Here is a 12,110-nt window from a genome sequence, read left to right as displayed (position 1 = left end):
GGGCCCCGGGGGATTCGTGGAAAATACATAAAATCCACGATTTTAGCCGCAAAGGGAAGTTTATGTAACGAACTGATTATATACAATCATATTTTAATAGCAGGAGGTGGTAACCACAAACAGAGGCTCATAATGGATATATTTGTGGACAAGGATGCGTGTGTCGGATGCGGTCTCTGCGTCAAAGATTGCCCGATGCACGTATACGAACTCCAGGACAACGTGAGTGTTCCGGTCAGGCCGAATAACTGCATGGGGTGCCTGTCCTGCCACGAGATCTGCCCGGCCCAGGCACTCGAGCACCGCGGCATCTACCCTGCCCGGAGGCATTACGTCGACATCAAGGTCTGCGAGATGCTTCGGAAGGTGATCTGATGAGCGCGGGCTACATCGACGAACTGCACGAGGCCTTCCACTCCGATCTCGTCTACCGGCCGGAGGATATTCCTCTTGACTGCACACCGCGGCCAAAAGAGATGGAGCAGACGCTCCACGGTGTGATGAAGCTCAACGGCCTGGTCATCAGGTCGCTTGAAGAGATCGCCGGCAGAGGGGCAAACGCGGTCACCTACCGGGCAGGGAAGAAGTTCGGCCATGAGGTCGCCAAGTACTTCCAGAAGCGCGAAGACGTCGAGGGAGCGCTTCATGAACTCTCCGACCTGCTCCGGGGCCAGTACTCATTCGAGGTCTGGAAACCCGAGGATAAGGAGACGTTCATCATCGAAGAGAACGGCGAGACCTTCATCTACCTTGTCTTTCACGACTGCATCGTCCGCCAGACGCTCCGGCGCAACGGCCTCGACCAGGGCGGCCCGCTCTGCCAGACCCTCTTCGGCTACGTCGTGGGGGCGGTCGAGGAGATCACCGGCCGGAAAGCCAAACTGGAGATCGTCCACACCGGCCCGAACGCCTGCCTGAAGAAACTGGTCCTGAAATGAGGCTGAAACGATGAAGATCGCCATTGAAGAACTGGCAGGATGCTCGGGATGCACGATTGCGGTCCTCGACCTCCACGAGATGCTCCTCGACGTCGTCGCGAAGGCGGAGATCGTCTACTCCCCGGTGATCATGGATGTGAAAGAGCCTCCTGAGGGTATCGACATAGCGTTCGTGACGGGGGCCGTCCGGAACGAGGAGAACCGGGAGCGCCTCGAGAAGATCCGGAAGCGGGCAAAGACGCTTGTCGCGCTCGGGACCTGCGCCTGCTACGGGGGGATATCGGGCCTCTCGATGCTGAACTCGAACCAGGACCTCTTCTCCTGCGTCTACCGGGAGGTGGAGACGGCAAAGCCGGACGGCGTGATCCCGACGGACGTGCCGCCGTTCCTCTACCGGGCGTTCGCGGTGGGCGACCTCGTGAAGGTCGATTACTATGTCACGGGCTGCCCGCCGAAGGAGGCGTTCCTGAAGAAGATCATCCCGGCGATGGTCTCCGGGAATACCCTCGAACTCTCACGGAAATCCGTCTGTTCGGAGTGCGACAGGACCATGGGGCCGGTCGGGAACTGGACGCTCTCGCGGCGGCACGAGGGTGTTCCCGACCGCGAGCACTGTCTGCTCGGGCAGGGCTACCTCTGCCTCGGGAGCGTCACCTTCGGCAGGTGTGGGGCGGCGTGCCCGAAGAACAACATACCATGCCACGGGTGCAACGGCCCGTCGCTTGATATCCTCCGCGAGCCCTGCCGGGACATCTACGGCATGATGGTCCGGAGGATCTCGGATCTCACCGATAAACCGCAGAAAGAGGTGGAGAAGGAACTCTACGACGTCGCCCACACGATGTATGCCTTCACCATCGGGAGCCTGATCATGGAAGACAAGGAGACGTCAAAGATTCGCGACCTCGTGAAGGAGAGGAGCCGATGAAGGAGATCACGATCAGCCCGGTGACGAGGATCGAGGGTCACGCCGGCGTCAGGATCTATCTCAATGACCGGGGAGAGGTCGACTCGGCCCATTTCCAGGTCGTTGAACTCCGGGGGTTTGAGAAGTTCCTCGTCGGGGCGGCGGTCGAGGAGGCACCCCGGATCACCCCCCGGATCTGCGGCATATGTCCTTCGGCACACCACCTCGCCGCAGCGAAGGCGACCGACCAGATCTTCGGTGTCGAACCGCCCGCGACCGGGAAGAACCTCCGGGAGCTCCTCAGCGTCGGTCAGTTCGTCCATTCCCACGCCCTTCACTTCTTCATGCTCGCGGCCCCCGACTTCATCCTGGGCCACGACGCGCCGCCGGAGGAGAGGAACGTCATCGGGCTTGCCCGTCACTCGCCGGAACTCGCGAAGAAGGCCATAACGGTCAGGAAGTTCGGCCAGCGCCTGACGGAAGCGGTCGGCGGCAAACCTATCCACCCGGCAAACGCTCTCCCCGGCGGTATGTCGGCGCCGCTCACGGAGGGGAAGAGAGCCGAATTAGCCGTTATGGCAGACGAGGCACTCGTCATCGCCCGTGAGGGATGGGATATCGCACGCACCCTCCTCGACGGTGTCGATACGGAGATCGGCGCCGTCAGGACCGGGTTCCTCGGTATGACCAACCACGGGCTCCACTCGACCTGCGACGGGCCCGTTGCGATGCTTGGCCCTGATGGGGGCCGGGTCGGTTCGTTCACGGGCCCGGACTACGCGAACTTCATCGAGGAGTACTCGGAGGACTGGTCCTACCTGAAGTTCGCCCGGTTCAGGGGCGGGGACTACTACCGCGTCGGGCCGCTTGCCCGGCTCAACATCGTGGAGAGGATGGGGACCGAGCATGCCGACGCCGCCCTCGCGGAGTACCGCGAGCGGTTCGGCACCGTTACCCAGGCTGCACTTGCCTACCACCTGGCCCGCTACATCGAGTTCATCGCCTCCTGCGAGCGGGCGAGAGACCTGCTCTCGGATCCCGGGATCACCGGCTCCGACATCAGGACCCCGGCAGGAAAGGTCGTGAACCGGCGAGGCGTCGGGATCATCGAGGCCCCCCGGGGAACCCTGATCCACGACTATACCGTGGACGAGGCCGGCACCATCGAGCGGTGCAACCTGATCGTCGCGACCTGCCAGAACAACTACGCGATCGACCGGGGCGTGGAAGACATGGCACGCCGGGTAGTGGAGAACGGGGCGTTGACCCAAGGTGCGGCAAACCGCATCGAGATGATCATCAGGGCGTACGACCCCTGTATATCGTGCGCAACGCACGCTATCGGGCGGATGCCCCTTCGAATTGAGTGCGTCAGAAGAGCCTGAGGTGTTTGGAGTTATGTTAAGACAGATTCTCGGAGAATTCCTGAAACTTGACGGGGTCACCGCCGCGGTCGTGGCGGGACGGGACGGCTTTGTGATCGAGAGCGTTGTTGCCGGCGATGTGGACGTCGAAGCCCTCGGCGCCATGGCATCGACAGGCATGGGTACGTCTGAGGCGATGAGCAACGAACTCGGGAAGGGCGAGATGCACCAGATGCTCGTCGAGCTCGAGAACGGGCCAATTCTCCTCTCCCCGCTCTCCGAGGACGAGTTGATCGCCATCGTGGCGAACGCGAACGTCAATGTCGGGCGGATCCGATACGAACTGAAGAAGAACAGGGACCGTATAACCGCTGCCCTGTGAGATGATGCTGCCCGACGGCGTCTCGCTTGGACGGCTGCAGGGGCCCCTTTCGGCCCTTGCTTCCATCAGCCCCCGCTTCACGGGAGCGGTGCGTATCGAAGGGCCCGGGGGCACGGGGTTTGTCCTGACCCAGAGCGGGAACCCCTACGCGGCCGCGTTCGAGGACACCGAGAGAAACCTCCTGCTCAGCGGAGACGAAGCTTACCGGTATCTGCTTGATCGGCCGTCGCTTGATTACGAACTCATCGCCTACACCGCCGAAGAGACCGGGGCGGCCCGGGAAACCTCCCGGGAGACGGGGTGCCTGGTCAGCGGAGACGGGGCAATGCCCGCTGCCCGGACCGGTTCGGGAGATACGGATCGCCTTGATCGGATCGCGCGTCAACCGGGGGTGATTGCCGTCTCGGTCTTCCACGAGGGGTTTGCCCTCCAGTCGCTCGGCTCCGCGGACTTCGACCAGGTGGCTGCGGTCGCCGAAGACCTGCTCCGCGCCGGCACCCGTATCACCGCTGACATGGATATGGGGGACCTCACCCAGGTGGTCCTCGAGACCCCGGCAGGAAAACTCATCATCGCACCCCACGGGGACCTCTCCCTCTGCATACTCGCGAAACCTGACGCCAACCTCGGCCTGATCCGGCTCTCGATACGGGGCATGCAGGACAGGTCCAGCTGAGGAGAGGGGATCCCCCGCTCCGCCTCCCGCTTCTTTCACACCCGCAGGTTGATATCCCGGCGGGCCGGAGAGAGACGTATGCAACTCCGGACAGCACCAGGAGTACAGCCGGCGGTAGCCCTTCCCGGGCTCCCGGTTCGATCGCCCTGCCGTCGTGAGGTGACCGCGCAATGAAGTATTACCCGGTTCATTCCGGATACCCGCCGTACACCCGGGTGAACCCGGCGATCGAGGCGGCTTTTGCAGAGCACGGCAGAGGGGGAGTCCAGATGCCGCCGAAGGTCTACGTGACGCTCGTTGAGAACGGGGATTTCCGGACGATGCCCGCATACATCCCGGCGCTCGGAATTGCCGGGGTGAAGGTCGTCAACGTCCACCCGAACAACCGCGCACGAGGCCTGCCTACCGTCATGGCGCTCACGGAGGTCATCGATGTGGAGACGGGCGTGCCGAGAGCGATCGTCAACGCCACCGAACTCACGGCGATGCGTACCGGGGCGGCGGGCGCCATAGCGGCGAAGCATCTTGCGTCCCGGCGCCCCGTCACTCTCGGTGTCGTGGGTGCCGGACGGCAGGCGGAGGCGCTCGTCGAGGCGACGGCGGCGACGATCACGATCGAGGAGATCCGGGTCTGGAGCAGGACGGAGAAGAGTGCAGAGGCGTTTGCAGCACGCTACACAGATTATAACGCGATACGTGCCCCCATCGAACGCGCCTGTGACTGCGACGTGCTGAACACGACGACGCCGTCAAGGAAGCCGCTCGTTATGGCGGACTGGGTCCGGGAGGGGACGCATATCAACGCGATCGGCGCCGATGCTCCCGGCAAACAGGAACTGGACCCGCTGCTCCTGTCGAAGGCGGAGGTCTTCGTCGACGACCCCGGCCAGGCGGTCCACTCGGGCGAGATCAACGTCCCGATCAGCACCGGCCTCTACGACGCCGGGATGATCGCGGGAACCCTCGGGGAGGTCGTCACCGGGAAGAAGGGGAGGTCATCTCCCGGCGCCATCACGATCTTTGACTCCACCGGACTTGCCATACAGGACCTTGCCATCGCCGCCCTTGTCATGGAGGGAGAGGATGGTTATGAACTGCCGTTTCCCTGATGATCCCGGGGGCAAGGGACGGTCGGTTCGCCGGCGATCGCGCCGTCCGTCGAGAGCATCGCCGCAATCATGAAAATGGGCGGCCGGGGAAGGGGCAGTGAACTCCTCCCCCGGTGGTGTGATGGGCCGTTACTCGTCCTGTGAGGGCTGGGCGAAGGCTTTCCAGACCTGCTCCCGGTATACGGGGCCGCTGTTGTAGGTGCAGAACGGGATCAGGCGGCCGTCGGGGGTCGCGTAGTGGATGCAGCACCGCTGCACCCGGGAGAGGTCGTAGTTGTAGTTGTCCATGAAGTGCATCGTCCCGATGAAGAGGGCGTTCCAGTGGAACTCGCGCAGGGCCTCGAAGTTCTGCAGGACGAGGGTCTTACCGATCAGTTTCAGGAACTCCCCGGTATTCTTCTGCTCCGCCTTCCTTGTAGAAGTGTAGAGATCCTTGACGCCCTCGACGAGGGTCACGTACTTGTTGAGCGACCCGCCTTTCACGAGTTTCGCCCCCATCTTCTCGACCGACTCGAAGAAGGCGTCGACGTCCACCATCTTGTTGACCGGGACCATCCCCTCATCGGTGACGAAGACGTAGGTCGCTGCCCCGCAGTGCTGGTGCGTGGTGAACGTGACCTGGGGTTTGCCCGTATACGCCTCGACGAGCTCGGATATCGGGACGACACAGGGCACCGGGTAGAAGTATTCCTTCCTGATCACGCCGTCCGTCTGCTCCTCGATCCGCTCCGCAAGTTCCGGGATGGTGATCCGCTCTTTTCTGACATCATCCTCGCTTGCGGCCCCGGTGAACGCCACCGGCTGGAAGTTGACGCCCCTGATGGTCTTGATGTGCTCTGCGGCATACCTGATGATGGCGCCCACCTCGTGGTCGTTCCTGCCCTTGATGACCGTGGGGACCAGCACCACGCCCATACCGATCTTCTCGCAGTTCTCTATGGCCCGTCGGTCGCTCGCGAGTTTTGTGTTGGTCTTGCGGGTTACGCCGTCGAAATGCAGGTAAACAGTGGAGAGCCCTGCCTCCTTCAGTTCTGCAATGTAGCCGGGTTCCTGCGCTATCCTGATGCCGTTCGTGGCGATCTGCACCTGGTACAGCCCGAGTTCCTTTGCCTTCCGGATGAGTTCGGGGAGATCGTCGCGCATCGTCGGTTCACCGCCCGAGAACTGGACGGCAGGCACCGGGACCGGCTTTTCCTCGCGCAACATACGCAGCATCCCGACGATCTGGTCGAAGGTCGGTTCGTAGACGTAGCCGCATGCCCGGGCGTTCGCAAAGCAGAAGTCGCAGTTGAGGTTACACCGGTTCGTCAGATCGATGTTCGCAAGCAACGTCGTTGACCGGTGGTTCTGGCAGATGCCGCAGTCGTTCGGGCACCCCGCCGGGGAAACGGTCTTCTGCGGGTTCGATACCCCTTTTCCAATGCGCTCGTAAGCATCGAACCTCCGGTACATCTCCGCGTCAGACCAGTAGAGGGCCTTGTACGCGCCGTGAACAGGGCAGGTACGGACCAGCCAGACCTTCCCCTCTTCCTCGACGATCTCGGCATCGAGCACGCTGCCGCACATCGGACAGAGGCTTTTTGTCTTTTTTATCAGCATTCTCTCACCGTGCCCATCTTTCATTCGTATCTCATATTTCGACACTTTAATCTTTATAATTACTGATTGTACTGAGTATTGGCACTGATTGATGCAGACATCGGCTACTGGATCTTCTCCGGGCTTGCGGCGCTGTGGATCATGATCCCGGCCTACGTGCCGAACTCAGCGGCGGCACTCTTCGGCGGCGGAACACCCATCGACTTTGGCAGGACGTGGAGCGACGGGAGACGGGTCTTTGGCGATGGGAAGACGTACCGGGGGTTCTTCGGCGGTGTGCTCGCCGGAGTGCTCGCCGGTCTCGCCGAGATCCTGGCATGGGCCTCGTTCGGCCTGACCGCACTTCCCCACCAGACCGTCCTCTCCGTTACGCTGCTCGCGGCAGGCGCGCTCCTCGGCGATCTCGCCAAGAGCTTCCTGAAGCGGAGGCTGGGTAAGGAGCGGGGCGAGTCCTGGTTCCTGGCCGACCAATACGATCTGGTCATCGGTTCATTCCTGCTCATCCTCCTGGTTTACCCGGAATGGCTCTTTGAGAATATTACCTTACCCATTGCAGTCTGGATCGTCGTCATGACACCCCTCCTTCACCGTGCGGTGAACATTATCGGCTACTACATCGGAGTTAAAGAGGTACCATGGTGAACCCAATCGCGACACTGTTACTGGAGAGCGGGGCTATCGAGTTCGGGGATTTCGTCCTCGCATCGGGGGCCCGGAGCTCTTACTACATCGACATCAAGGCCGCAACGACGAACCCCACCATCCTTGCGGCGATCGGAAAGACCATTGCCGAAGGCTGGGACTTCGATATGGTGGCCGGAGTGGCGGTCGGCGCCGTCCCGATCGCCGTCGCCGTCTCGCTTGCAAGCGGCCGGCCCTACGCGATCGTCAGGAAAGAGGAGAAGGACCATGGCAAAGCCGGGACGATCGTCGGTGACGTGAACGGCAGGAACGTTCTGCTCGTCGAGGACGTGACCACGTCCGGGGGAAGCGCGCTCTACGGCCTCGCGGCCCTGCGTGCCGCAGGTGCAGAGGTCGACCGGGTCGTGACCGTCGTTGACCGGGAAGCGGGCGCCCATGAGGCGCTCGCAGAAAAAGGAGCATCTCTCTTTGCACTTGTGCGGGTCAGCGAGCTGCTGGACGGATAAACATTTTTTAAGAGCGGGCAAATAGATGGATATGAAAGTACTCGTTGTAGGTGGTGGTGGCAGGGAGCATGCGATCACCAGGGCGCTTTCCTGCAACAGCGACGTGAAACTATTCTCTGTCATGGCACGAAAGAACCCGGGAGTTGCCCGGCTCGCGGAGCGGGTGCTTCTTACGGATGAGACCAACATCCCGGATATCGTCAGATTCGCTACCGAGAACGGGCTTGACGCTGCGGTTATCGGGCCGGAGGCGCCCCTTGAGGCGGGCATCGTCGACCACCTCGAGGCTGCGGGGATACCCTGCGTGGGCCCGACCCGGGCTGCGGCCCGGATTGAGACGGATAAGGCGTTCTGCCGCCGGCTGATGGAGCGGCACGGGATCGCAGGGTGCCCGGAATACCGGGTCTTCCACGATCCGGAGGAGGCCGGGCGGTTCATCGAGGCCTACGACGGCGATCTTGCCGTCAAGCCCATCGGGCTTACCGGGGGGAAGGGTGTGCGGATCATGGGCGAACATGTCGACGTGGCGGGGGCAGTCGAGTACGTCCGGGAGATCGGGGGGGATGTCGTGCTGGAAGAGCGGCTCCTCGGGGAAGAGTTTACCCTTCAGGCGTTCGTCGACGGCGAGCACCTGGTGCCCATGCCGCTCGTCCAGGATCATAAACGGGCCTACGAAGGTGACGTTGGGCCGAACACCGGCGGGATGGGTTCCTACTCCCTACCTGACCACATGCTTCCCTTTGTCACCCGTGCGGACTACGAAGAAGCGCTCCGGATCATGGAGGATACGGTCGCGGCCATGCGGGACGAGGGGACGCCGTACCGGGGGATTCTCTACGGCCAGTTCATGAACACCCGCGAAGGCCCCAGGGTCATCGAGTTCAACGCCCGCTTTGGTGACCCTGAGGCGATGAACGTCCTCTCGCTCCTGGAGTCTGATTTCTCCGGGATCGTCCGCCATATCGTCGAGGGAGACCTCTCGCCGGCGCATGTCCGGTTTGCTAACCAGGCGACGGTCTGCAAGTATCTCGTCCCCGAGGGTTATCCGGAGGCCCCGGCGGCTCGCGAGCCTCTCACCCTCGGCGACTCCGGCGACGCCCTCCTTTACTACGCGAACGTCGAGGAGCGGGACGGGGCGCTCTATACCCGGACGTCGCGGACGCTCGCGTTCGTCGGGAGAGGTGAGACGCTCGGAGAGGCCGAGGCGATCGCCGAGAAGGCGGCATCTTCCGTTACCGGGCGCGTTTTCCACCGCAGGGATATCGGCACCCGGGAGGTCCTCGAACGGCGGTGCCGGCACATGAAGGAGATTGCATGAAGAAGGATTTTCTCTCGATCATTGATATCGACGGGTATGAGCTTGAGAGCATCGTCGCCGACGCGATGCGCTTAAAGCGGCTGAAGTCTGCAGGGACTGCACACGAATTCCTGAAGGGGAAGAGCCTCGGGATGATCTTTGAGAAGGCGTCCACCCGCACCCGGGTCTCGTTTGAGGTCGGGATGACCGACCTCGGCGGCCACGCACTCTTCTTGAACCCCACGGATATGCAACTTGGACGGGGCGAAGAGATCAGGGATACGGCACGGGTGCTTGCCCGCTACACCGATGCGGTGATGATCCGCGCCTACCATCACGCCACCATCGAGGAGTTCGCCCGCTACTCGACGGTCCCGGTCCTCAACGGGCTGTCCGACCGCCTGCACCCCTGCCAGGTGCTGGCCGATATCATGACCCTCAAGGAGCGGTTCGGCAACCTGCGCGACCTGAAGTTAGCGTGGGTCGGGGACGGCAACAACGTCTGCAACACGTGGATCCTCTCCTCGGCCCTGACCGGGATGGAGATCGTGGTCGCGAGCCCCCCGCGTTACCAGCCCAGGGCTGCCGTCGTCGACCAGGCGCGGGCGGGAGGAGGCAGGATCAGCATCGTCACGGACCCGGAGGAGGCGGTCCGGGATGCGGACGTCCTCTACACCGACATCTGGGTCTCCATGGGCGATGAGCAGGAGCGCACCGAGCGCCTTCTGGCCCTCAAGGGTTACACGATAAATTCCCGCCTTCTTGCCCGGGCACCACCCGACGCGCTCGTGATGCACTGCCTCCCCGCCCACCGCGGGGAGGAGATCACCGACGAGGTGCTGGAAGGGCCGCAGAGCATCGTCTGGGACCAGGCCGAGAACCGGCTCCACGCGCAGAAGGCGCTGCTCCTGCGGCTGATCGCCGGCGGCATGCCTGCGACGGAGTGACGGCAGGAGCAGAATATCTTTTTCTGAGTTCCCGCGACGATGAAAGCATGAGGTTGCCGGTTATCCCGATCGTGCCCTTTTCATCACGGCTGTAGCGATACTCAAGACCCGGTAGTCTCACGGGTAGAGCGTGCCAATCGGAGTTCGCACTCCTGATGCCCCCGCCCATTTCGGCAGGTTGCACCCCGGGCACGGCTTCCCGCCGGCTATCGCCATGACTGTCCCCCGCCCTCCCCAATGGCGATATCCCCACGGTTCACTGTCCGGGGACAGGCCGGGAGGCAACGGATCCGGTCTACCATCTTAGGTGTATCGCGGGCACGGCTTTCCCCGGATATCGCGGGCACTGCCCCCCCCCCTCAGGAAGGGGAGGAGCGCCGGAGGCGCGGGCGGGGTGGGGGTGCCGGAGAGGAACTTTCGGGTATTATTTTGCCCGGGGAGGGACGAGCCCTCCCCGGTCCCTCCCCCGGTTGCGATAGCCACCACGGTCCACTGCGCGGGGAGCTCCGGGGAAGAACCGGATTCTGGCTGGCTCCACCTGGTCCCTCTCGCCAACCGGCGCCAGATCGAGAAACCGGCGTCAGCACCGCTTCCTGGAACGGCTTTCCACCGGGTATCCCCACGCACTGCCCCTGCCCCCGGGGGGCGGGGTAGTTCACCGTTCATGTCTGTGATGGAGGTCGGGAGAGTGCGGATGGTCATGGTCCAGCGGTTCGTGGAGATGAGGATGTGCATGATCCCCGGTAGCTCCGTTATGGCCATGCATATGGTGTTCTTCGGGGTGATGATGGAGGTGCTCATGCTCGATCGGAGCATGGTGGTGCTGATGCTGATGCCTCTCGGTTGTGAGGACCAGGGCCCCTGCAAGCATCATGCCAAACGCAATCGTCAGCTGCAGGTCCGGATACTCCCCGAACATGAGAAATGAGAGTGCCGCACCGATGAAGGGTGCGGTGCTGTAGTATGCACCCGTCCGGGCCGCGCCGAGATCCCGTAGCGCACGGATAAACAGGACCATACTCACACCATAACACAGAAACCCCAGAAGCATCGCAGCAAGGACCAAGGGTAACCCGGGAAGGGAGTCGTGTCCCGGTATCGCAAGGATCAGGGCCATACTTCCCGCAAAAAGGCCCTTAATCGTAACAATGGCAAACGGGTCTTTTCCGGAGATATTCCGGGTGGCATTGTTGTCGATGCCCCACAAAATACAGGCGAGCAGTATCCCGACTGCACCGACAGAGAATCCAAAAGCAGCGTTGGGCTCCCATGACAGCAACAAACTTGCGAGCGTGATGATCCCGAGTGCTACCCAGATACGCCTCCCGACCGACTCATGGAATACCGCGAAGGCGATTATCATCGTTGCGACGCCTTCAAAGTTCAGGAGCAGAGATGCCGTCGCAGCAGGAGTGACCGCCAGGCTGGACATCAGCAGGATCGGTGCAATGACGCCACCGGCGAGAATTGCCAGCAGGAGCCACGGGATGTCGTAAACCCGTATCCCCGCTTCCCCTGACAGGGGATTATGCCGGGATTTCAGGACCTTCCCGAGAAGGAACATCCCGAGAGCGGTCCCGAGGTACAGGAAGGCGACGAGGAGAACCGGTGAGATATCCCCGACCAGGATCTTTGAGAGCGGGGTGCTTATCCCGAACAACAGGGTAGAAAGGAGGGCATAGCCTACCGGAGACCACGCATGTTTCACCATGGCAGAGTTACCTTCCCGGCCACTTGCGCGGC

The 12,110-nt window shown here is 62.4% G+C and carries 13 protein-coding genes; 11 read left to right on the top strand and 2 right to left on the bottom strand.

What is annotated here, in order from left to right:
- Window positions 1–132: 132 nt before the first annotated feature.
- From QZ408_RS00400 to QZ408_RS00370, 7 genes are all read left to right on the top strand, one after another.
- Complete coding sequence (locus tag QZ408_RS00400; protein ID WP_292488726.1) at window positions 133–375, top strand: 4Fe-4S binding protein; 243 nt, start codon at window positions 133–135, stop codon at window positions 373–375.
- Window positions 375–938, top strand: coding sequence for a hydrocarbon binding protein (contains V4R domain) (locus QZ408_RS00395; protein ID WP_292488724.1), 564 nt, complete (start codon window positions 375–377; stop codon window positions 936–938). The genes QZ408_RS00400 and QZ408_RS00395 overlap by 1 nt, the downstream gene beginning before the upstream one ends.
- 10 nt (window positions 939–948) lie before the next feature.
- On the top strand, window positions 949–1,866 hold the full coding sequence (locus QZ408_RS00390) for a F420-nonreducing hydrogenase (RefSeq protein ID WP_292488722.1): 918 nt from the start codon (window positions 949–951) through the stop codon (window positions 1,864–1,866).
- Window positions 1,863–3,230: a Ni/Fe hydrogenase subunit alpha gene (locus QZ408_RS00385; protein WP_292488720.1), complete on the top strand. Its 1,368-nt coding sequence runs from the start codon at window positions 1,863–1,865 to the stop codon at window positions 3,228–3,230. The genes QZ408_RS00390 and QZ408_RS00385 overlap by 4 nt, the downstream gene beginning before the upstream one ends.
- 13 nt (window positions 3,231–3,243) lie before the next feature.
- On the top strand, window positions 3,244–3,591 hold the full coding sequence (locus tag QZ408_RS00380) for a roadblock/LC7 domain-containing protein (RefSeq protein WP_292488718.1): 348 nt from the start codon (window positions 3,244–3,246) through the stop codon (window positions 3,589–3,591).
- Between the two features lies 1 nt (window position 3,592).
- Entirely contained in the window at window positions 3,593–4,267 is a 675-nt protein-coding gene (locus QZ408_RS00375) for a roadblock/LC7 domain-containing protein (RefSeq protein ID WP_292488716.1), read from the top strand.
- Between the two features lie 170 nt (window positions 4,268–4,437).
- Window positions 4,438–5,376 carry an NAD(P)-binding domain-containing protein gene (locus tag QZ408_RS00370; protein ID WP_292488714.1) on the top strand — a complete coding sequence of 313 codons (939 nt, stop codon included), beginning with the start codon at window positions 4,438–4,440 and terminating at the stop codon, window positions 5,374–5,376.
- Window positions 5,377–5,505: 129 nt separating this feature from the next.
- On the opposite strand, the gene tes is transcribed toward QZ408_RS00370, so the two are convergent.
- Window positions 5,506–6,975 carry a tetraether lipid synthase Tes gene (gene tes / locus QZ408_RS00365; protein ID WP_292488712.1) on the bottom strand — a complete coding sequence of 490 codons (1,470 nt, stop codon included), beginning with the start codon at window positions 6,973–6,975 and terminating at the stop codon, window positions 5,506–5,508.
- Window positions 6,976–7,116: 141 nt separating this feature from the next.
- Here tes and QZ408_RS00360 point away from each other — a divergent pair, with 141 nt between their 5' ends.
- Genes QZ408_RS00360 through argF form a run of 4 tightly spaced genes read left to right on the top strand, consistent with a single transcriptional unit; the run spans window position 7,117 to window position 10,367 of the window.
- Window positions 7,117–7,617 (top strand): CDP-2,3-bis-(O-geranylgeranyl)-sn-glycerol synthase, encoded by a 501-nt coding sequence (locus QZ408_RS00360; protein WP_292489222.1) that lies wholly within the window; start codon window positions 7,117–7,119, stop codon window positions 7,615–7,617.
- Entirely contained in the window at window positions 7,611–8,123 is a 513-nt protein-coding gene (gene pyrE, locus QZ408_RS00355) for an orotate phosphoribosyltransferase (protein WP_292488710.1), read from the top strand. Before QZ408_RS00360 ends, pyrE begins: the two co-directional genes overlap by 7 nt.
- Before the next feature lie 25 nt (window positions 8,124–8,148).
- On the top strand, window positions 8,149–9,441 hold the full coding sequence (gene purD, locus QZ408_RS00350) for a phosphoribosylamine--glycine ligase (RefSeq protein ID WP_292488708.1): 1,293 nt from the start codon (window positions 8,149–8,151) through the stop codon (window positions 9,439–9,441).
- Window positions 9,438–10,367 carry an ornithine carbamoyltransferase gene (argF, locus tag QZ408_RS00345; RefSeq protein WP_292488706.1) on the top strand — a complete coding sequence of 310 codons (930 nt, stop codon included), beginning with the start codon at window positions 9,438–9,440 and terminating at the stop codon, window positions 10,365–10,367. Before purD ends, argF begins: the two co-directional genes overlap by 4 nt.
- 655 nt (window positions 10,368–11,022) lie before the next feature.
- Here argF and QZ408_RS00340 read toward each other — a convergent pair.
- On the bottom strand, window positions 11,023–12,078 hold the full coding sequence (locus QZ408_RS00340) for a DMT family transporter (protein ID WP_292488704.1): 1,056 nt from the start codon (window positions 12,076–12,078) through the stop codon (window positions 11,023–11,025).
- Window positions 12,079–12,110: the final 32 nt, after the last annotated feature.

The sequence above is a fragment of the Methanoculleus sp. 10 genome (genome assembly GCF_913757945.1).
Classification (GTDB): Archaea; Halobacteriota; Methanomicrobia; order Methanomicrobiales; family Methanoculleaceae; genus Methanoculleus.
Note: the sequence above shows the minus strand (reverse complement) of the source record. Positions and strands in the feature narration are given on the sequence as shown.